Origin of the sequence: Mesorhizobium sp. M0618 (genome assembly GCF_040320765.1) — a bacterium.
GTDB lineage: Bacteria > Pseudomonadota > Alphaproteobacteria > Rhizobiales > Rhizobiaceae > Mesorhizobium.
The window spans coordinates 22,407-41,908 of sequence record NZ_JAMYQH010000016.1 but is presented as its reverse complement, the minus strand read 5'-3'; the positions used below and the strand labels follow the sequence as shown (position 1 = coordinate 41,908).

Genomic DNA, 19,502 nt, shown 5'->3' with positions numbered 1-19,502 from the left:
GTTCGAGACCGGTTTGGCACTGCTGAACCGCGTCGCGCGGCTTTTGCCCGTGACACCCGATTTCCAAAAACCGCAGCTTCTCGCCACGCCGTGCCCGCATGGGCATCTCGACATCGCCGGCCTGATGAACTTCCCGACGGGAAGGGCTTATCGGCATGTCTGGACCACTGCGTATCCATTGGACGATCGCACCCAAAACCCCACCTCGGCCGCTCATCAACTGCAATCGCTGCGGCACTGTGAAGGCCTATTGCAGCAGCGGGAAATTCCGCGTCAACGCCAATGGCAAACGCATCGACGTGTGGCTGATCTATCGCTGCATCGACTGCGACAACTCCTGGAATTTCGGCATTTTCGAGCGCTGCAACCGCCGCGACATCGACCCGGCGCTGCTGGCGGCACTCGAAAGCAACGATCCTGCACTCGCTCATCGTCATGCCTTCGATGTAATCGCGTTGCGCAACCGGATCGGGCGCGTCGAGGAGTTCTCCGATGTCAGCGTTCACAAGCGCAGGCTCGGCGACACCAGGGAAGCCGCGACCGTGTTGGAAATCCAGCTTGGGCTCGAAATGCCGACATCGCTGCGACTCGACCGGCTGCTCGCCGGCGAACTTGGCATCTCGCGATCACGGCTTCAGGCACTGGAGGAGAAGCGGCTGCTCATCGTTGACCCGGATGGAGCAAAGGCCCTGCGCAAGCCGGCCCGCGCGGGAATCGCGATCCGCATCGATCTGGCCGGCGAGACCGATCGGCAGGCCATCATCGCGGCTGCCGGTGAGTGAACGAAGAAGGGGCGGAACACTGGTTGCTCCGCCCCTCTCGATTGTTGGAAAATGTAGAGAGCTTACGCCGCGCCGACCGCCTTGGCCGACTTCTCGAAGCGCTTGCGCTCGTTCGGATCGAGATAGAGCTTGCGCAGACGGATCGTCTTCGGCGTCACCTCGACCAGCTCGTCGTCCTGGATCCAGGCCAGAGCCTTCTCCAGCGTCATGCGGATCGGCGGCGTCAGCTTCACGGCCTCATCCTTGCCGGCGGCGCGGATGTTGGTCAGCTTCTTGCCCTTGAGCACGTTCACTTCGAGATCGTTGTCTCTGGAGTGGATGCCGATGATCATGCCCTGATAGACCTTGACGCCGGGATCGATGACCATCGGACCGCGGTCTTCCAGGTTCCACATGGCGTAGGCCACCGCCTCGCCCTGCTCGTTGGAAATCAGCACGCCATTGGTGCGGCCCGGCAATTCGCCCTTGTAGGGCTCATAGGCATGGAAAAGCCGGTTCATCACGGCGGTGCCGCGCGTGTCGGTCAACAGTTCCGACTGATAGCCGATCAGGCCACGGGTCGGCGCGTGGAAGACGATGCGTTGGCGGTTGCCGCCGGATGGGCGCAGTTCGACCATCTCGGCCTTGCGCTCGGACATCTTCTGCACGACGACGCCGGCATGCTCCTCGTCGACGTCGATGACGACTTCTTCGACCGGCTCGAGCAGGTCGCCATTCTCGGCCTTCTGCATGACGACGCGCGGACGCGACACGGCAATCTCGAAACCCTCGCGGCGCATCGTCTCGATCAGCACGGCCAGTTGCAATTCGCCGCGGCCGGAGACGAAGAACGAATCCTTGTCAGGCGATTCCTCGATCTTCAGCGCGACATTGCCTTCGGCTTCGCGCAGCAGGCGGTCGCGGATGACGCGGCTGGTCACCTTGTCGCCTTCGGTGCCGGCCAGCGGACTGTCGTTGACGAGGAACGACATGGTCACGGTCGGCGGATCTATCGGCTGCGCATGCAGCGGTTCGCTCACGCTCAGGTCGCAGAACGTGTCGGCGACGGTGCCCTTCGACAGGCCGGCAATGGCGACGATGTCGCCCGCCTGCGCTTCTTCGATCGGCTGGCGCTCGAGGCCGCGGAAGGCCAGTATCTTGGAAATACGGCCGGTTTCGATCTGGGTGCCGTCATGGTGCAGCACCTTGACCGGCTGGTTGGCCTTCAGCGTGCCGCTCTCGATGCGGCCGGTGATGATGCGGCCGAGGAACGGATTGGCTTCCAGGATGGTGCCGATCATGCGGAACGGGCCTGGATGAACGGTCGGCTCCGGCACATGCTTGATGACGAGGTCGAACAGCGGCGCCAGTTGCTGGTCCTTCGGTCCTTCCGGATTTTCCGAAACCCAGCCATCGCGGCCTGAACCGTACAGAATCGGGAAGTCGAGTTGCTCGTCGGTGGCGTCGAGCGCGGCGAAAAGATCGAACACCTCGTTGACCACCTCGACATGACGGGCGTCCGGACGGTCGATCTTGTTGATGACGACGATCGGCTTCAGGCCGACCTTGAGCGCCTTGCCGACGACGAACTTGGTTTGCGGCATCGGCCCTTCGGCTGCGTCGACCAGCACGATGGCTGAGTCCACCATCGACAGGATGCGTTCGACCTCACCGCCAAAATCGGCGTGGCCGGGGGTGTCGACGATGTTGATGCGGGTATCCTTCCAGTCGACCGAAGTCGCCTTGGCCAGGATGGTGATGCCGCGTTCCTTTTCGAGGTCGTTGGAATCCATGGCGCGCTCGGCGACGCGCTGATTGTCTCGGAAGGAGCCGGACTGCTTCAAAAGCTGGTCGACCAGGGTGGTCTTTCCATGGTCGACGTGCGCGATGATCGCGATATTACGGATTTTCATGTTCTGGTCTCGGAAGCGTTGCAGGCAGCAGGCCAAAAGGCGCTGCCTCTTTCGGTTGCGCGGCTCATACAGGGTTTTTCGCAGTTGCGAAAGAGGAGGAGCGTCACCAAATACTCATCAAATCTTAAGCATCTGCGTGTGAGATGATTTTGTTAACCAAGGCGGGAACCCTTTGGGGCCCGGGCAGTTCAAACGTCATGACCGATAAACTCAACCGATTCTGGCCGCTCATCGCGTCCGTTGCCTTCGCCGTCCTGCTGGCCGCCAACGCCGCGCAGTCGGCGGCGACGATGAAGGAATCACGGCCTGCCTTGCCGTCGGAGGCACAGTCGGCCGAGCAGATTTTCGCCGACGCACCAGACGGCGTCGACCCGATGGTGACCGGCCCGGTCAGCGCCGCTTTCAAGCAGCGGCAGGACACCGCCAACTGCGACAGCGCCATCTGGCCGAATATCCCCATGGTCTGCTACCCGGACTAGTCGGCGCTTCCCGCCCCGTCTTGCCAGCTTCGCTTTGCGAAGCCGCCGCGCCGACCCTCCCCACAAGGGGGAGGAGAAAGCGCGCTTATGCCGAGCGGACCGGGTCGAGCGTCACCTTGTAGAGTTCGTTGTCGTCGCGATCCATCAGCCGCACCGTCATCTGCTCGCTGGCGCCTGAGATATCGACCAGCCCGAAGAATTGCAGACCGGCCGAGGGCGGCAGGTTCTGTCCCTGTTCGGCGGTCGGCGCCTTGATGAACTTCAGCTCCGGACCGAACGTCATGTCGAAATCGTTGGGACCGAACGTGCCGGCATGGATCGGACCTGAGACGAATTCCCAGAACGGATTGAACTCCTGGAACTGCGCCTTGTCCGGGTTGTAATAATGCGCGGCCGTGTAATGCACGTCGGCGGTGAGCCAGACGGTGTTGCTGATGCCGGCATTCTTTATGAAGCGCAGCAGGTCGGCGATCTCGAGCTCGCGCCCTTTTGGCAAGCCATTGTCGCCATTGCTGACCGCCTCGGCGCCGACCTTCTTGGCGCCGTCGTCCCACACGATGAGGCCGAGCGGCATGTCGGCGGCGATGATTTTCCAGGTCGCCTTCGAATTCGCCAGTTCGCGCTTCAGCCATTTCGTCTGCTGTTCGCCGAGCATGCGCGATTGCGGCGTCATCTCATCCTGCATGTCGGGACCATTGGGGCCGCGATAGGAGCGCATGTCGAGGAAGAACACGTCGAGCAGCGGCCCATAAGCGATCTTGCGATAGACGCGGCCGGGCTCGGAAGGTTCGTAGCGGATCGTCGTCATCTCGTGGAAAGCCCGCGCCGCGCGGGCCGCCAGCACGTGGATGGATTTTTCCGTGTAGCGGCTGTCGGCGCTGAGATCCTTGGAATCCGACCAGTTGTTCAGCACTTCATGGTCGTCCCACTGGTAGAAAGTCGGGCAGATGGCGCTCAGGCCGAGCACGTTCCTGTCCATCATGTTGTATTTCCACTGGTCCCGGTATTCATCCAGCGTCTCGGCGACTTTGCGCTTGCCGTCGATCAGCACGACGTTCTTCCACTTGCCGCCGCCGGGCAGGTCGACCTCGTCCTTCATGGCGCCGTCGGCATAGATGGTGTCGCCCGAATGCAGGAAGAAGTCGGGCGTGTGCTTGCCGATCGTGGCGTAAGTCTTCATGCCGGTCTCGTCGATGCCCCAGCCCTGGCCGGCGGTGTCGCCGGACCAGGCAAAGCGGATGTCGCGCTTCGAGGCTGGCGCCGTCCTGAAACGGCCGGTGATCGGCTCCGAAACGGCGTTGATGTCGGCGAGATCGGCCGATGTCATGCGGTAGAAGATATCCTGATCGGAAGCGAGGTCGGTGAGCAGCCGCTTGACCGTGTAATCGCTGGCCGGCGACGTATCGAGCGGCGCCAGGCGTGTCGCATTGGCGAAATTCTCCGTTGACGACACTTCGAACATGACGCGCGACGGGCGATCGGTGCGCGTCCACACCATGCCGCTGGTTGCGTCGACATCGCCGGACTGAACGCCATGGGTGAAGGAAGGCCGCTGATTGGCACGCGAATAGTAGGGCAGCGCCAGGCTGGAAACGCCGGCCAGGCCAACGGCGCCGGCGGAAGTGACAAAAGCGCGGCGGGTCATCGAAAGCTTGTTCATGGCTGTCTCCTGGATGGCTTGAACGGTGCCACCAAAATCCAGCGTCAATGTTTCAGGCGCATATCGGGATGATGAAGGTTTTCTGACGATTAACAGGCGGGTGGGCGTTTGCGCGGACGGCAAAGCTGCCGATCTCCCCCACGAGGGGGGAGATTGCAGCTTGGCCGGTAGCGCCTCTCCCTAAGCCGCTTGCGGCTCCGGATCGAACGCCGGCTTGCTGGTGTTGATCAGGAGCGAGATACAGGCGGCGGCGATTGCCGTCATGCCGGCGATCAGGAACGCCAGTTCGTAATTGCCCTGCAACTCGCGCATGGTGCCGCCAAAGGCGGCGGCAGCGGCCGCACCGATCTGGTGCCCGGCGACGATCCAGCCGAACACGATCGGCCCGCTGCGGTCGCCGAACGCCTCGTTGGCGAGCCGCAGCGTCGGCGGCACGGTGGCGATCCAGTCGAGACCATAGAGCACAGCGAAGATGATCAAGCTGGTCGCCGAGAAGCCGGAATAGGGCAGATAGATCAGCGACAGGCCACGAATGCCATAATAGACGCCGAGCAGCTTACGCGGATCGAAGCGGTCGGTGAGCCAGCCCGACAACGTCGTGCCGATCAGGTCGAAAATGCCCATCATCGACAGCAGACCGGCGGCCTGCACTTCGCCGATGCCCATGTCGCCGCAGAACGCGATAAGATGCGTGCCGACCAGCCCGTTGGTGGTGAAGCCGCAGACGAAGAAGGTGGCGAACAGATACCAGAACACCCGCGTGCCGGCGGCACGGCGCAGCGTCGAGAACGTATGCGCAAGAAAATTGCCCTGTGACGCAGGCGGAGTGGGCGGCACGTCGTCAGCCTCGGCGCCGTAGCGCACCATGCCGATCGATGCCGGCCGCTCCGGCACCAGCAGCCAGACCAGCGGTATCAGGGCAGCGGTCGCGATCGCGACCGCGATGACAACCGGCTGCCAGCCGCCCGACTGCGCCAGAGCGGCGATCAGCGGCAGGAACACCAGCATGCCCGAGGCGCTGGAAGCCGACATCAATCCCATGACAAGGCCGCGATTGGTCTTGAACCAGCGGTTGACGATGGTCGCGCCGAGCACGCTGGCGACAGCGCCGGAACCAATGCCCGAGAACACGCCCCAAGTGATGAACAAATGCCACGGCTTGGTCATCAGCAAGCTGAGCGCCGTGGAGCCCGACATCACCACCAGCGAGGCCAGCAATGTGCGGCGCAGCCCGATGCGCTCCATCAGGGCCGCGGCAAATGGCCCCGTCAGGCCGTAAAGCAGGATGCCGACACCTGCGGCCAGCGAGATGATGTCGCGCCGCCAGCCGAAACTGGTCTCCAGCGGCAGCATCATGACAGAGGGAGCGGACCGCAGACCGGCCGCGACCAGCAGGCTAAGGAAGATGACGCCGACCACGACGAAAGCGTAGCGCTGGCCAAATGGGCGGGATTGAGCTATCATGTTACTGACCGGTACGTTGCAGGTGGAGTATGTATACGTACCGATCGGTAACATTGTCAATCGAGCCACACGATGCCAACGGACAAAAATATTGATCTGACCATCAGCGACGGTCATGCGTCGGCGCCGCCGAAAGCAGCCAAGAAGATCCTCGATGTGGCCTATGACCTGTTCTACCGGCGCGGCATCAGGGCGATAGGCGTCGACGAGATCGTCAAACGTGCCGGCGTCACCAAGCCCAGCCTCTATCGCAGCTTTCCGTCCAAGGATGAACTGGCCGCCTCCTATCTCAGGCAGTACGATCTTGAATATTGGGAGCGTTTCGACGAGGCGGTCGCCGCTCATCCCGGCGAGCCGCGCGCACAGATCAAGGCTTTTCTGACCCGCATCGGCAAGCGCACGCAAGTGGCGGATTATCGCGGCTGCGGCATGACCAATGCGGCGGTCGAATATCCCGACCACAGCCATCCGGCCCGCGTGGTCAGCGAGGCCAACAAGCAGGAACTGCGCCGCCGGCTGCGCGCCATGGCGGCCGCGATGGGCGCGCAAGACCCTGACACGCTCGGCGACGGCCTGCTGCTGCTGATCGAGGGCGCCTATATCAGCGGCCAGCTGTTCGGGCTCGGCGGCCCGGCCCAGGCGGTTGCCCGCAATGCCGACCTGCTGATTGAAGCGAGCTTGAAGAAATAGCGTTTGACGCTACGCTGCAGCGGCTTGCAACGGAGATTGACCGCCATGCGTGCCATTCTGATCCCGCTTGTTCTGGTCGGTCTCGGTCAGGCGGCGCAAGCCGACGGCATTTCCAGCGCCTACACCGATCTGGATTCGAAAACGGACTGCGTGACCTACGCGCAGGCAGAAGAAGGCGACGGCGACTGGGCCGAACTTGCCTGTTCGGGCTATCGCGGCTATCCCGTACTGATCGCCTATGACGACGCGCGTGAATCGCTGTTCTACGGCTTTCCGCCCGGCGGCGACATGACGACGGTCTGGGAAAGCTTTTCCGGCTTCAATTCGTCCGGAGCCAAGATCGAATGGCGCATCGAAACCAAGGGCGACACGGCAGTGCCCTATGCCGCCATCCATCGCCGCTCGATCAGCAATCCCGAGGACGAGAAAAAGCCGACCGAGGTGCTGCTCGTCGCCAAGGTCGGCCAGATGGACGCCCGCGACGGCTGCACCGTCGGCCTGGTGCTGGCCACGGGCAATCCCACCGCCAACGATCAGGCGCGCAAGCTTGCCGACGGCAAGGCACGGACCTTCGCCTGTGGCAAGGACAGGCGCACTGTCATCGGCAACGTGCCGGCTTTCGGCCGGGTGGATAACTAGATCAGTTGCTTAGCACGGAACTTCTGCCACATGCAGGTCGCACACGTTGGGATTGACCGAACGCCTTTGACTTCGTCATCCACGGGCGCAGCAAGGAGCGTAGCGACGCAGCGCAGACCCGAGGGTCCATGCCGCGACATCAACACCGCCGCAGCGGCGCAGAATTTTGTCCCGCCGCTCACGTCACCGAGCGTCACGGCATGGATACCAGGGTCTCCGCGACGCCGCTTCGCGGCTGCTCCGCCCTGGTATGACGAAGTCGCGGGGCCTCGCGAGGCCTAGGCCCTGCGAGGTTGATGCTCCGCAGAGCCTAAGCCCAGCTACTTGCTCGCCTTGGCCCGCTCGATCGCGTCGACGATCATCTTCTTGGCATATTTGGAATCGTGCCAGCCTTCGATCTTGACCCATTTGCCGGGCTCGAGATCCTTGTAGTGCTCGAAGAAGTGCTGCACCTGCTGGCGCGTGATGTCGGGCAGCTGGGTGTATTCGGTAACGTTCTCGTAGCGCAGCGTCAGTTTCGGCGACGGCACGGCGATGATCTTCTCATCCTGGCCGGCATTGTCTTCCATGATCAGCACGCCGATAGGCCTGACGTTGATGACGCAGCCCGGCACCAGGGCGCGCGTGTTGCAGACCAGCACGTCGATCGGATCGCCGTCGCCCGACAGCGTGTGCGGCACGAAGCCGTAATTGCCGGGGTAGCGCATCGAGGTGTGCAGGAAGCGGTCGACGAACAGCGTGCCGGCTTCCTTGTCCATCTCATACTTGATCGGCTCGCCGCCGATCGGCACCTCGATGATGACGTTGACGTCCTCAGGCGGGTTCTTTCCGCTGGCTATGGCTTCGATGCGCATGGCTTAAATCCCTCTCTCGATGGACGATCGATAGCGGGCGGCGCGCCATGGTGCAATGCGGCGAATGGTGCTGGGTGCGATCGGAAGAGGCGGGCGGCCGAAAAGCCGGGCTGTCATTCCCAGACGAAAGCGACCTTCTTGAGCGCCTTCTGCTCGAATATCTCGACGCCTTCCGCAACGTCGCGGCCGCCGGCGCCGGCATAGAAGGCAAGCGCGTTCTGGTTGTCCTCCAGCGCCCACACCACCATGCCTTTCAACCCGTGATCGGCCAGACGCGCCCTGGCTGCCGCGAACAGGCGGCTGCCGAGCCCGATGCCCTGATATTCCGGGCGCAGGTACAATTCGTAGATTTCGCCTTGCTGGCGCAATTCGCGGGCGCGGTTCTTGCCGATCGTCGCATAGCCGGCGATCTTGCCGCCGATCTCGACCACCAGGACGGTGGCGGCGCGGCGAATCGCATTCGCCCACCAGTCGGTGCCGCGGCGGTTGATCATCGATGTCAGGGTACGGTGCGGAATGATGCCGGAATAGGCGCCGCGCCAGGCCTCCAGATGCACCTCGGCGATGGCACTGGCATCGCGCGGGTCGGCTTTCCGGATGTCGATCGTCAGCGTATTCATGATTTGTTAACCATAAACCCGCATCGCCCGATTGCAAGAGTCCCGGCGGCCCGCCGGCTGCTTTCTCACAGGCGGTCACCACCTAAGACAGGGCCCTCGAAGCTTCACTGGAAGGACTCAGATTTCGACCAAATGGTCGTCGAGTTCGTTGCTGTCGCCCACTGTGACCGGGAAATGCTCGGCCAGTACCGCACCCACCTGCTCGATCGCCTTGACGAAGCCGTCGGCAAGCCGGTCGTCGCCGGCATGCGCGGTCAAGTCGCGCACGACACCGTCCCAGACATGCTGGCCGACCTTGGCGTCGATGCCCGAATCGGCGACCACTTCGGCATAGCGCTCGGCGATCGAGACGAAGACCAGCACGCCGGTGCGCGCCGTGGTGCGGTGGACGTTGCGGGCAAGGAACTGCTTGACCGCGTTGGCGTGCGCCGCCTGGTAGCGCAGCCGCCTCGGCACCAGATGGATGCGCAGGCCGGGCAGCGCCCACAACAAGGCCAGCACGCAGGCAAGCGCCAGGAGCTGGGCGAGGACGAAATGCGGCAGCCGGATCGACAGCCACCAGGCCTCCAGACCGTAGCCGACCGCCAGGCTGACGATCAGCATGCACACGGTCGCCATGAAGGCGGCCGGGAAGAAATAGCCGTCGCTGGCATGGGCCACGACGCAGTAGATCTCGCCGTCGGTTTCCTCCTCGGCGCCGCGGATCGCGGTTGCGATGCGCTCATGATCCTGCGGGCTGATTGGTCGTGTTGCCATGATATGTCTCACCAGCTTCCTGAAGAACCGCCACCACCCGATGAGCCGCCGCCACCGGAAAACCCGCCACCGCCGCTTGATCCCGAAGACCAACCACCACCGGAGCTGCCCGACGACCAGCCGCCCGAAGACGAACCCGTTGTCCAGCCGCTGCTGCCCGAGTACCCGCTCGGCCCACGGCCGTAACGAAACGTCATGCCCAGCCATCTGTACACGCCCGGCGACAGCTTCGTGCCGAACATCGGCGGCAGGAACGCCATCGCCAACCCGCCGAAAAACATCGTTGCCCACAGGATCAGGAACACGGCAACGATCGGATCGATGGGCGTGCCGCCATCGGCGGGATTGCGCTTGCCTCGCGCTTCCAGTTCTTCGGGATTGCCCTCCAGTACCATGACCATGTCATCGACGGCTTTGCTGATGCCGCCGGAGAAGTCCCCGGCGCGGAAGGCCGGCACCATGTCGTTTTCGATGATCAGCTTGGTGTGCAGGTCGGTCAGCGTACCTTCCAGCCCATAACCGACCTCGATGCGCATCTTGCGGTCGTTCGGGGCAACCAGCAGGAGCACGCCATTGTTCTCGCCCGCCTGGCCAAGTTTCCAGAAGCGGAACAGGCGGTTGGCGTAGGGCTCGATCTCCTCGCCATCGAGGCTGGGGATCGTCGCGACGACGATCTGATCGGAACCTTTTGTCTCGAAGTCGGCAAGCTTCCGCGTCAGCGCCGCCTTGGTCGCGGCATCGATGATGCCGGCATTGTCGACGACACGGCCGGTCAGCGCCGGCAGGTCGGCCGCGTGGGCCATGACACAGGAGAACAGCACGACCGCGGCAATCAGGACGGCCGAGGCGAGGCGGTCGCGTTTCGACAGGCCGATGCTGGGTATCGTCATGCCATCACCAGCTTCCCGACGAGCCGCCGCCGCCGGACGAACCGCCGCCGCCGGAAAAGCCTCCACCGCTGCTTGACCCCGAAGACCAGCCGCCGCTGGAACTTCCCGACGACCAGCCACCACGGGAGGATCGCCGGCTTGGCTCGAAGGTCATGCCGAGCCAGCGGTAGCGGCCGGGACCGAGCTTCTGGCCGAAGATCGGCGGCAGCACGGAAACCGCGATGCTGCCGAAGAAGATGATCGCCCAGATGCTGATGAAGACGGCGAAGAACAGGTCGTCGGACTCGAAAGGCGCCTGCTGGTTGCGTTCGCCGCGCGCCTCCAACTCCTCCGGATTGCCTTCCAGCACCATAACCATATCATCGACGGCCTTGCTGATACCGCCGGAGAAATCGCCGGCGCGGAAGGCCGGCACCATGTCGTTTTCGATGATCAGCTTGGTATGCAGGTCGGTCAGCGTACCTTCCAGCCCATAACCGACTTCGATGCGCATCTTGCGGTCGTTCGGGGCCACCAGCAGCAGCACGCCGTTGTTTTCCTTCGCCTGGCCGAGCTTCCAGAAGCGGAACAGCCGGTTGGCGTAAGGCTCGATCTCCTCGCCGTCGAGGCTCGGGATCGTCGCGACGACGATCTGGTCGGAGCCTTTTGTCTCGAAGTCGGCGAGCTTCCGCGTCAGCGCCGCCTTGGTCGCGGCATCGAGGATGCCGGCATTGTCGACGACACGGCCGGTCAGGACGGGGAGATCGGCGGCGATGGCGAGTGGCAGGAAGAGGAAGCTGAGAATGACAGCCAAGAATGTCAGGCTGGCGTTTCTTGGCACCCCCCTCTGTCCTGCCGGACATCTCCCCCGCAAGGGGGGAGATTGGCTGTCTTCACTGACGGCTCTTTTCCTGTGATGTTGAAAATTGGCCAATCCGCCAAAGCAGCCGATCTCCCCCCTTGCGGGGGAGATGTCCGGCAGGACAGAGGGGGGTGTGAAGGAACACAAGGTCGACAATGACCAAGCTCACCATGCGTCCTTCACCCGCCCTGCTTCGTGCCGAAATCGACCTTCGGCGGCTGCATCTTGTCTTCGGCGACGGTGAAATTGGCAAAGGGCTCGTTGCCGCGGAACCAGAAGGTCGCCCACAGCACCGAGGGAAAGGTCCTCAGCGTCAGATTGTAGTCCCTGACCGCCTGGATGTAGTCGCGCCGCGACACCGCGATGCGGTTCTCGGTGCCTTCGAGCTGGGCTTGCAGCGCCAGGAAATTCTGATTGGCCTTGAGGTCGGGATAGGCCTCCGAGACCGCGATCAGCCGCGACAGCGCGCTGGTCAGCCCCGCCTGGGCATCCTGAAACTTCTTGAGGGCTTCGGGATCCTTCAGCGTTTCCGGTGTTACCGTGATCTGCGTTGCCTTGGCGCGTGCCTCGACCACCGCGTCGAGCGTATCCTTTTCGTGCGAGGCATAACCCTTCACCGTCTCGACCAGGTTGGGGATGAGGTCGGCGCGGCGCTGATACTGGTTCAGCACCTCGCTCCATGCCGCCCTGGCGTTTTCTTCCGCTGTGGGGATGGTGTTGTAGCCGCAGCCGGCAAGCAGCGGCAGCACGATCGCCATCATCAGGAAGGCGGGCAGCGTGCGGAACGTGGACGGCGAGGCAAGGCGCTGGGCAAACATGATGGGGTCCCTCGGTAGAAGTTGCACGCGAAGCATTACCACAATCAGCGCGCAAGAAAACCGCCCGGGCCGGCAGCCCTCGCCTGGCATGCCCAATGCCGCTGCAAGGCTCTGTGATTGGCCGTACGAACGCGATAAGGTCCTGCAAAACGGGACATCATCATGGCGGAGCGCCAGGACAGCGAGAAGGAATCGCGCCGTATCCTCGAGCGCATTGCGCACGAGACGGATCCGGCCGGCAACTCGTTTATATCGCGGGCCGCGAAAGGCATGCACGATCACGTCACGGCGGCCGATGCCGATCGTGCCGATCCGATCGAGGTCTGGGGCACCCGCTTTGGCCGCACGCTCGGCCTGCTGCTGGCGCTGGGCCTGATGGTCTGGCTCGTGCTTTACGTCATCCGGGGCAGTTAGGAATCAAACGACAATGAGCGCCGAACAAACCGACGCGCCGCGTGCGGTCATCGTCATTTCCAGCCATGTCGCGCGCGGCTCGGTCGGCAACCGTGCCGCCGTCTTTGCGCTGGAGACCCTGGGTTTCCCTGTCTGGGCGGTGCCGACCGTCATCCTGCCCTGGCATCCCGGCCATGGACGGGCAACGCGCATCGTGCCGCCGCTCGACCAGTTCAAGGCGCTGATGGCCGATCTCGAGCGGGCACCATGGCTGGGTGAGGTCGGCGCCGTGTTGTCCGGCTATCTCGGCGAGGCCGGCCAGGCCGAGGCCGTCGCCTCGCTGGTCGCCGCGGTGAAAGCAAGGACGCCCGGCGCCGTCTATATCTGCGATCCGGTGATGGGTGATTCGGGCGGCCTCTACGTGCCCGAGCCCACCGCCATCGCCATGCGCGACCGGCTGATGCCGATCGCCGACATAGCCACCCCCAACCGCTACGAACTGGAATGGATGGCCGGCGCCGCGTTGCCCGACCTGAAATCGGCGATCGCGGCAGCGCTCCACGCCGGACCATCGACCATGCTGGTCACCTCGGCGCCGTCGATGATGATGGGCGGCACCGGCAATCTGCTGCTCGATAGCAGCCAGGCGCTGCTCGCCGAACATCGCCTGATCGACAAGCCGCCGAATGGCCTGGGCGACCTGACGGCGGCCGTCTATCTGGCACGCATCCTGTCCGGCCAGCCGCCGATCAAGGCGCTGCAATCGACGACGGCGGCGGTCTACGAGATCCTGGCGCGCACCGCCAAGCGCGGCGGCGACGAACTGCAGCTCGAAACCGATGCGCAGAGCCTGTCGCATCCGATGGCGATGGTCCAGCTTCGCCACCTCACGCATCCGGGGCGGGGCCGCCGGGCGTGACGTCGACTGAGGCCGTGCTTGTCGGCGTCGACGGCTGCAAGGCCGGCTGGATCGCCGTCCGGCGCGCTTCTGGCATGGCACCGTCGGTCGGTGTCTTTGCAACCTTCACTGCCCTGCTCGCATCGCTTCCCACAGATACTGTCATCGCTGTCGACATGCCGATCGGCCTGCCCGAGTTGTCGGGCAAGGGCGGTCGCGGCCCCGAAGCGCTGGTGCGGCCGCTGCTCGGGGCACGCCAATCCAGCGTCTTCTCGATCCCCTCCCGCGCCGCGCTCTATGCCGATACCGGCGACTTCACCACCATTGAAGCCTGGTATGCCGCTCACATCCGCGCAAGCGAAGTGGCCATGACCACATCCGACCCGCCGCGTGGCGTCTCGATCCAGGCCTTCGGCATTTTTGCCAAGATTCGCGAGATCGACGCCCTGCTGATCGCGCGACCCGATCTGCGCGGCCGCGTCTACGAATCGCATCCGGAAGTCGCTTTCTGCCGCTTGAACGGCGATCAGGCCATGCAACTGCCGAAGAAGATCAAGGGCAGCATCAATCCGGCCGGCATGGCGGAACGCAAGGCTCTGCTTTGCCGGCATGGCTATGAGACGGGCTTTCTCGACCAGCCGCCACCGCGCGGCGCAGCAGCCGATGATTTCCTCGACGCGGCCGCAATGATGCTGATCGCCGGTCGCATCGCCAGCGGTGAGGCACGGCCGCTGCCCGACCCGCCGGGCCGCGACAGCTTTGGCATTCCTGTCGCCATCTGGGCGTAACGCTGTTGGCCAAGGTTGCGCTCGATGCATGGCATTTCTAGCCAGCCCTCATAATTCTGCATTGCTCGCGACCGGCTTTTGCCGCTAGAGCCTCTCTAGACCGCAACGAGCTGCCGCATCCAACCCGGAAAGGCTCCAGACGCCGCCCATGTCCCATCTCCCTGAACATCTTCTCGCCGGCTACCGCAATTTCATGAATGGCCGCTATCTCACAGAGAGCGGGCGCTATCGCGATCTCGCTCGGGAAGGCCAGGCGCCGGAGACGATGATCGTCGCGTGCTGCGATTCGCGTTCGGCGCCCGAGGCGATCTTCGACGCCGGGCCCGGCGAACTCTTCGTGCTGCGCAATGTCGGCAATCTGGTGCCGCCCTATGCTCCCGACGGCGAGTTCCATTCGACCTCGGCGGCGCTTGAATTCGCCGTGCAGAGCCTCAAGGTCAAGAACATCGTCGTCATGGGCCATGGCCGCTGCGGCGGCATCCGTGCAGCGCTCGACACCAACTCCGCGCCGCTGTCGCCGGGCGACTTCATCGGCAAGTGGATGAGCCTGATCGCGCCGGCGGCCGAAACCGTCTCCTCCAGCACCTTCATGACCGCGTCGGAGCGCCAGACCGCGCTGGAGCGCATCTCGATCCGCTATTCCATCGCCAACCTCAGAACCTTTCCCTGCGTCTCGATTCTCGAGGGCAAGGGGCGACTGTCGCTGCATGGGGCCTGGTTCGACATCTCGACCGGCGAACTCTGGACGATGAACAAGGAGACCGGCGATTTCGAACGGCCGGAGCTGGGATGAACACAGCGGCGCGCAAGGTGGTGAACATCAGGTCGATCGTTTTGACGGCGGCCGCGCTGCTGGTAGCGATTATTGCCGCCCGCGCCGATGATCGTGCCCTCATCAGCCGCTGGTATTCGGCGCTGCTGGTCGCCGACCGCACCGAGCTGTCCGACCTGCTCGCCGACGATGTCCACATCAAGCTGGACGACCTCGGCATCGTGCAAAGCAAGCAGGAATTCATCGCTTCGATAGACGAGTGGAAAGGTGCGGTTGCCGGTGCGGCAATCCGGCACAGGGTCGAGAAAAGCGAAGGCGGCGTCACCACGGTGGTCGCCTGCTACGATTTCCCCAACAACGACATGCTGATGCACGAAACCTTCGCGGTAAGCGACAACCGCATCACCGCCAGTTCGCAAGCCACGATCGCCGAGAACTGCGACGGCTTCTGAGGCCGATATCGGCCAAATCCGCATATTGCGGGCCCGCCAGCCGCGCCCTACATCGGGTACCACCCACCTGCCTGCCCTCACCAGCGAAAGACTGTCCATGCCTTCCACGAAAGCCGTCGACCTCGCCGCCCATCCGCTGACCGCGTGGCAAGGGCCGCTCGGCCTGCCCGATTTCACGCGCATTGGCGACGGCGACTTCTCCCCGGTCTTCGACGCGGCGCTGAAGGCGCACGAGGCCGAGATCGAGGCGATCGCCGGCTGCAAGGATGCGCCGACCATCGAGAACACGCTTGCCGCGCTGGAACTCGGCGGCGAAGCGCTCGACCGCGTCTCGTCGATCTTCTGGTGCCGCGCCGGCGCCTACACCAACGAGACGATCCAGGCGCTGGAGCGCGACATCTCGCCGAAAATGTCCAGACATTTCTCGGCGATTTCGATGAATGAGCGGCTGTTTGCCCGCATCGACGATCTCTACCAGCGCCGCGAGAGCCTGAAGCTCGACGCAGAGACCCTGCGGGTGCTGGAAAAGACCTGGAAGGGCTTCGTCCGTTCCGGCGCTAAGCTCGACGCCGACGGCAAGAAACGGCTGGCACGCATCAGCGAGGAATTGTCCTCGCTCGGCACGGCTTTCGGCCAGAACGTTCTGGCCGACGAGCGCGACTGGGCGCTGTTCCTCGATGACGCCGACCTTGCCGGCCTGCCGGACTTCGTGAAAAGCTCCATGGCCGAGGCCGCCGAAATGCGTGGCCAGAAGGGCCGCTATGCCGTCACCCTGTCGCGCTCGATCTATGAGCCGTTCTCGACCTTCTCCGAACGCCGCGATCTGCGCGAGATCGCCTTCCGCGCCTTCACCATGCGCGGGCAGAATGGCGGCGCCACCGACAACACGAACGTGGTGCGCGACATGCTGCGCCTGCGCGCCGAGAAGGCAAAGCTGCTCGGCTACGCCTCCTTCGCCGCGCTGAAGCTCGATGACACCATGGCCAAGACGCCGAAGGCCGTACACGCGCTGCTCGATCCGGTGTGGGAAAAAGCGCTTGAGAAGGCAGCAAGCGACCAGATCGAATTGCAACGGTTGGCGACGGAGGCCGGCAGCAACGAAAAATTCGCTGCCTGGGACTGGCGCTTCTACCAGGAAAAACTGCGCGCGGAAAAATTCGCCTTCGACGAGGCGGAACTGAAACCCTATCTGCAGCTCGACCGCATCATCGACGCTTGCTTCGACGTGGCGACACGGCTGTTCGGCGTCACCTTCGAGGAGAAGAAGGGGATCGCGGCCTGGCACCCCGACGCCCGCGTCTTCGTGGTGAAAAATGCCGACGGCAGCGAACGCGGTCTGTTCCTCGCCGATTATTTCGCCCGGCCGTCAAAGCGCTCAGGCGCCTGGATGAGCGCGCTGCAATCCGGCTACAGGCTCGGTCGCGGTGCGAGCCCGGTCATCTACAACATCATGAACTTCGCCAAGCCGCCAGCCGGCGAGCCGGCGCTGCTGTCGGTGGACGAGGCGAAAACGCTGTTCCACGAATTCGGCCATGCACTGCACGGCATGCTGACCGACGTCACCTGGCCCTCGGTTTCGGGCACCTCGGTCAGTCGCGATTTCGTCGAACTGCCCTCGCAGCTCTATGAGCACTGGCTGACCGTGCCGGCAGTGCTGGAAAAACACGCTTTGCATGTGAAGACCGGCAAGCCGATGCCCAAGGCGCTGCTCGACAAGATGCTGGCCGCACGCACGTTTGGCGCCGGCTTTGCAACTGTGGAATTCACGGCCTCTGCCTTGATGGACATGGCCTATCATGCGCGGCCTGATGCACCGCAGGAGCCGCTTCGTTTCGAAACCGAAACGCTTGAGAAGCTTGACATGCCGGATACCATCGCGATGCGCCATCGCACCCCGCATTTCGGCCACGTCTTCTCCGGCGAAGGCTATTCGGCCGGCTATTATTCCTACATGTGGTCGGAAGTGCTCGATGCCGACGCTTTCGCCGCCTTCGAGGAGACCGGCGACCCCTTCAACCCGGCGCTCGCCGAACGGCTGCGCAAGAACATCTACGCCGCCGGTGGTTCGAAGGATCCGGAGGAGCTTTACACGGCGTTTCGCGGCAAGATGCCGTCGCCGGAAGCGATGATGGTCAAGCGCGGGCTGGTATAGCACCGAATAATCTCCCCCCTCGAGGGGGAGATGGCCGCGAAGCGGCCAGAGGGGGTCGGTCCGACCGGGCTCGACCTCCCGCGGCAGAAGAAGGTTGGCGCTTCACGAGAGACGACCCCTCTGTCGCCTTCGGCGACATCTCCCCCTCAAGGGGGGAGATTACCAGCATCCTTCCAAGGGTCAGCCACCCTTGGCCACACTGGCCGCGTCAGCTTCTTGTAATCGGTCACCGCCGGATTGCTGGGATATGAACTTGGCGCCGAGACATAGATGATCTCGGCGGCGATCGGCTCGAAGCCGGCGTAGAAATGGTTGGTCGACTTGATCAGCAGCACGTCCTTGGCCAGCGGATCGACGCCGATGTTGGAAAAGATATCCGGCTCGAAGGTCTGCGTGCGATTGGTGTTGAGGATGATGTCTACCTCGGTGCCTTCGAGGCGGACCAGCGCCGTCGGCCCGAGCGTCACCCGGCTTGGCCCGAAACTCTGCCAACCCTCCGGAACCGCCTTCAGCACGCGCACGCGCGCATCGATCGGCTCGCCGGCCTGCGGCCCGGCCTTGCCGCCGAAGCGCAGATCGATGACCGCGCCTTCGCCCGCCGCCAGGCAGAAGGTGACGGCGATCGGATCCCAGATCGTCGCCACGGCGAATTTGTCCAGGCTACGCGCCAGTATCTGGCGCAGCACGAAGGTGCCGTCGCCGGGAACGCCGCCGCCGGGATTGTCCCAGATGTCGGCGATGACCACCGGCTTGCCCGGATTCTTGCCGCGCACGGCCAAGGCTCGGTCGATGCCGTCGGTGGCGCTCAGCATCGTCATCGCCGTCTTTTCCCGCAGCGCATAGAGTTCCCGCCCGAGCCGTTCCGCCAGCGCGTCGCCCTTGGCCTTGTCATTGTCGGTGACGACCAGGATGCGCGTGCCCATCTCGGCCACGTCGGCCGCCATGAAGCCGTGGATGACGGAGACCGACAGCACGCCGTCCTTGCCGTGCAGCGCCTTGATCCGGTCGACGAAAGAGCGCATCGGCTCGCGGCTGGTCGGCAGGACCTGGATCATGCGGCAATCGAAGGTCGAGATGACCGGCTTGATCTCACCCCTCGCCGCCGCAAGCCCAAGCTCGACGACGTGTTCGCCGCGCTCATAGAAATCGGTGTGCGGAAATTCGAGGAAGTAGGCGAGGATGTCGGAGGCCGCCACGCGCTTCGGTGTCAGATGGCTGTGCGGATCGAGTTCCACGGCGATCACCACCTCCGGCCCGACCATTGCGCGAACCCGTTCGAGCAGGTCGCCTTCGCAGTCGTCATAGCCTTGCGCCACCATGGCGCCATGCAGGCCGAGGATGACAGCATCGACCGGCAGCGCGGCCTCGAGCTGGCCAAGGATCTCGTCGCGCAGAGCCTCATAGGTCTGCCGCTGCACCAGGCCGCCCGGCTCCGCCCAGGTGGCGGTGCCCTCGATGACATCAAGGCCTTCGGCCACTGCACGCCGGCGAAGCGCCACCATCGGCGAGGAGCACAGCGTCGGTGTTTCCGGATGCTTGCCGGGGCCGGCATAGAAGGCCATCTCAAACGAAGCCCTGTCGGTCGGCACCGGCGAGAAGGTGTTGGTTTCTGTCGCCAGCGAGGCGGTGAAGATGCGCATGAAAGCTCCGTCCGTGAATAGG

Annotated in this window: 20 protein-coding genes; 10 read left to right on the top strand and 10 right to left on the bottom strand. The window is 63.8% G+C overall.

Translation table 11 applies throughout. From position 1 onward, the window contains the following. Positions 1-155 precede the first annotated feature (155 nt). Entirely contained in the window at positions 156-782 is a 627-nt protein-coding gene (locus tag NKJ04_RS18135; protein ID WP_128304080.1) for a DUF1062 domain-containing protein, read from the top strand. 62 nt (positions 783-844) lie between these two features. Here NKJ04_RS18135 and typA read toward each other — a convergent pair whose 3' ends face one another. Beyond that, a complete protein-coding gene (gene typA, locus NKJ04_RS18130; RefSeq protein ID WP_128304081.1) occupies positions 845-2,674 on the bottom strand; it encodes a translational GTPase TypA in 1,830 nt (609 codons plus the stop codon). 197 nt (positions 2,675-2,871) lie between these two features. Here typA and NKJ04_RS18125 point away from each other — a divergent pair, with 197 nt between their 5' ends. After that, a complete protein-coding gene (locus tag NKJ04_RS18125; protein WP_245486184.1) occupies positions 2,872-3,153 on the top strand; it encodes a hypothetical protein in 282 nt (93 codons plus the stop codon). Between the two features lie 85 nt (positions 3,154-3,238). Here NKJ04_RS18125 and NKJ04_RS18120 read toward each other — a convergent pair whose 3' ends face one another. Next, entirely contained in the window at positions 3,239-4,813 is a 1,575-nt protein-coding gene (locus NKJ04_RS18120) for an alkaline phosphatase D family protein (RefSeq protein ID WP_352676978.1), read from the bottom strand. Between the two features lie 180 nt (positions 4,814-4,993). Then, a complete protein-coding gene (locus NKJ04_RS18115) occupies positions 4,994-6,277 on the bottom strand; it encodes an MFS transporter (protein ID WP_352676976.1) in 1,284 nt (427 codons plus the stop codon). A 72-nt stretch (positions 6,278-6,349) separates the two neighbouring features. On the opposite strand from NKJ04_RS18115, the gene NKJ04_RS18110 reads away from it, so the two are divergent. Beyond that, on the top strand, positions 6,350-6,967 hold the full coding sequence (locus NKJ04_RS18110) for a TetR/AcrR family transcriptional regulator (protein WP_023811722.1): 618 nt from the start codon (positions 6,350-6,352) through the stop codon (positions 6,965-6,967). Positions 6,968-7,012: 45 nt separating this feature from the next. After that, the gene (locus tag NKJ04_RS18105) at positions 7,013-7,606 is read left to right on the top strand and encodes a hypothetical protein (protein ID WP_023811721.1); all 594 of its coding nucleotides are present in this window, start codon (positions 7,013-7,015) and stop codon (positions 7,604-7,606) included. Between the two features lie 320 nt (positions 7,607-7,926). On the opposite strand, the gene ppa is transcribed toward NKJ04_RS18105, so the two are convergent. From ppa to NKJ04_RS18075, 6 genes are all read right to left on the bottom strand, one after another. After that, positions 7,927-8,460: an inorganic diphosphatase gene (gene ppa / locus NKJ04_RS18100; RefSeq protein WP_013528997.1), complete on the bottom strand. Its 534-nt coding sequence runs from the start codon at positions 8,458-8,460 to the stop codon at positions 7,927-7,929. A 113-nt stretch (positions 8,461-8,573) separates the two neighbouring features. Continuing rightward, positions 8,574-9,080: a GNAT family N-acetyltransferase gene (locus tag NKJ04_RS18095; RefSeq protein ID WP_023811720.1), complete on the bottom strand. Its 507-nt coding sequence runs from the start codon at positions 9,078-9,080 to the stop codon at positions 8,574-8,576. A gap of 117 nt (positions 9,081-9,197) precedes the next feature. Then, positions 9,198-9,836 (bottom strand): TPM domain-containing protein, encoded by a 639-nt coding sequence (locus NKJ04_RS18090; RefSeq protein ID WP_023811719.1) that lies wholly within the window; start codon positions 9,834-9,836, stop codon positions 9,198-9,200. Positions 9,837-9,844: 8 nt separating this feature from the next. Further along, positions 9,845-10,726, bottom strand: a complete 882-nt coding sequence (locus NKJ04_RS18085; protein WP_023811718.1) for a TPM domain-containing protein — start codon at positions 10,724-10,726, stop codon at positions 9,845-9,847. 4 nt (positions 10,727-10,730) lie between these two features. Further along, the gene (locus tag NKJ04_RS18080; RefSeq protein ID WP_031213429.1) at positions 10,731-11,546 is read right to left on the bottom strand and encodes a TPM domain-containing protein; all 816 of its coding nucleotides are present in this window, start codon (positions 11,544-11,546) and stop codon (positions 10,731-10,733) included. Between the two features lie 200 nt (positions 11,547-11,746). Beyond that, positions 11,747-12,385, bottom strand: coding sequence for a LemA family protein (locus NKJ04_RS18075; RefSeq protein ID WP_023811716.1), 639 nt, complete (start codon positions 12,383-12,385; stop codon positions 11,747-11,749). Between the two features lie 162 nt (positions 12,386-12,547). On the opposite strand from NKJ04_RS18075, the gene NKJ04_RS18070 reads away from it, so the two are divergent. The 6 genes from NKJ04_RS18070 to NKJ04_RS18045 all read left to right on the top strand — a co-directional run bounded on the left by NKJ04_RS18070 (position 12,548) and on the right by NKJ04_RS18045 (position 17,840). Next, on the top strand, positions 12,548-12,799 hold the full coding sequence (locus tag NKJ04_RS18070; protein ID WP_352676972.1) for a hypothetical protein: 252 nt from the start codon (positions 12,548-12,550) through the stop codon (positions 12,797-12,799). A gap of 13 nt (positions 12,800-12,812) precedes the next feature. Next, on the top strand, positions 12,813-13,697 hold the full coding sequence (gene pdxY, locus NKJ04_RS18065) for a pyridoxal kinase PdxY (RefSeq protein ID WP_023811714.1): 885 nt from the start codon (positions 12,813-12,815) through the stop codon (positions 13,695-13,697). After that, positions 13,694-14,464, top strand: a complete 771-nt coding sequence (locus NKJ04_RS18060) for a DUF429 domain-containing protein (protein WP_023811713.1) — start codon at positions 13,694-13,696, stop codon at positions 14,462-14,464. The genes pdxY and NKJ04_RS18060 overlap by 4 nt, the downstream gene beginning before the upstream one ends. A 148-nt stretch (positions 14,465-14,612) precedes the next feature. Further along, positions 14,613-15,257 (top strand): carbonic anhydrase, encoded by a 645-nt coding sequence (locus NKJ04_RS18055; protein WP_023811712.1) that lies wholly within the window; start codon positions 14,613-14,615, stop codon positions 15,255-15,257. After that, entirely contained in the window at positions 15,254-15,688 is a 435-nt protein-coding gene (locus tag NKJ04_RS18050) for a nuclear transport factor 2 family protein (protein ID WP_352676970.1), read from the top strand. The genes NKJ04_RS18055 and NKJ04_RS18050 overlap by 4 nt, the downstream gene beginning before the upstream one ends. Before the next feature lie 97 nt (positions 15,689-15,785). Further along, positions 15,786-17,840 (top strand): M3 family metallopeptidase, encoded by a 2,055-nt coding sequence (locus NKJ04_RS18045; protein ID WP_352676969.1) that lies wholly within the window; start codon positions 15,786-15,788, stop codon positions 17,838-17,840. A 146-nt stretch (positions 17,841-17,986) separates the two neighbouring features. On the opposite strand, the gene NKJ04_RS18040 is transcribed toward NKJ04_RS18045, so the two are convergent. Beyond that, on the bottom strand, positions 17,987-19,480 hold the full coding sequence (locus NKJ04_RS18040) for a M81 family metallopeptidase (RefSeq protein WP_352676967.1): 1,494 nt from the start codon (positions 19,478-19,480) through the stop codon (positions 17,987-17,989). Positions 19,481-19,502: the final 22 nt, after the last annotated feature.

Excerpts from the sequence above, each read along its gene's own strand:
- NKJ04_RS18135 (WP_128304080.1), top strand. The coding sequence starts at position 156 with ATGTCTGGACCACTGCGTATCCATTGGACGATCGCACCCAAAACCCCA.
- typA (WP_128304081.1), bottom strand. The coding sequence starts at position 2,674 with ATGAAAATCCGTAATATCGCGATCATCGCGCACGTCGACCATGGAAAG.
- NKJ04_RS18125 (WP_245486184.1), top strand. The coding sequence starts at position 2,872 with ATGACCGATAAACTCAACCGATTCTGGCCGCTCATCGCGTCCGTTGCC.
- NKJ04_RS18120 (WP_352676978.1), bottom strand. The coding sequence starts at position 4,813 with ATGAACAAGCTTTCGATGACCCGCCGCGCTTTTGTCACTTCCGCCGGC.
- NKJ04_RS18115 (WP_352676976.1), bottom strand. The coding sequence starts at position 6,277 with ATGATAGCTCAATCCCGCCCATTTGGCCAGCGCTACGCTTTCGTCGTG.
- NKJ04_RS18110 (WP_023811722.1), top strand. The coding sequence starts at position 6,350 with ATGCCAACGGACAAAAATATTGATCTGACCATCAGCGACGGTCATGCG.
- NKJ04_RS18105 (WP_023811721.1), top strand. The coding sequence starts at position 7,013 with ATGCGTGCCATTCTGATCCCGCTTGTTCTGGTCGGTCTCGGTCAGGCG.
- ppa (WP_013528997.1), bottom strand. The coding sequence starts at position 8,460 with ATGCGCATCGAAGCCATAGCCAGCGGAAAGAACCCGCCTGAGGACGTC.
- NKJ04_RS18095 (WP_023811720.1), bottom strand. The coding sequence starts at position 9,080 with ATGAATACGCTGACGATCGACATCCGGAAAGCCGACCCGCGCGATGCC.
- NKJ04_RS18090 (WP_023811719.1), bottom strand. The coding sequence starts at position 9,836 with ATGGCAACACGACCAATCAGCCCGCAGGATCATGAGCGCATCGCAACC.
- NKJ04_RS18085 (WP_023811718.1), bottom strand. The coding sequence starts at position 10,726 with ATGACGATACCCAGCATCGGCCTGTCGAAACGCGACCGCCTCGCCTCG.
- NKJ04_RS18075 (WP_023811716.1), bottom strand. The coding sequence starts at position 12,385 with ATGTTTGCCCAGCGCCTTGCCTCGCCGTCCACGTTCCGCACGCTGCCC.
- NKJ04_RS18070 (WP_352676972.1), top strand. The coding sequence starts at position 12,548 with ATGGCGGAGCGCCAGGACAGCGAGAAGGAATCGCGCCGTATCCTCGAG.
- pdxY (WP_023811714.1), top strand. The coding sequence starts at position 12,813 with ATGAGCGCCGAACAAACCGACGCGCCGCGTGCGGTCATCGTCATTTCC.
- NKJ04_RS18055 (WP_023811712.1), top strand. The coding sequence starts at position 14,613 with ATGTCCCATCTCCCTGAACATCTTCTCGCCGGCTACCGCAATTTCATG.
- NKJ04_RS18050 (WP_352676970.1), top strand. The coding sequence starts at position 15,254 with ATGAACACAGCGGCGCGCAAGGTGGTGAACATCAGGTCGATCGTTTTG.
- NKJ04_RS18045 (WP_352676969.1), top strand. The coding sequence starts at position 15,786 with ATGCCTTCCACGAAAGCCGTCGACCTCGCCGCCCATCCGCTGACCGCG.
- NKJ04_RS18040 (WP_352676967.1), bottom strand. The coding sequence starts at position 19,480 with ATGCGCATCTTCACCGCCTCGCTGGCGACAGAAACCAACACCTTCTCG.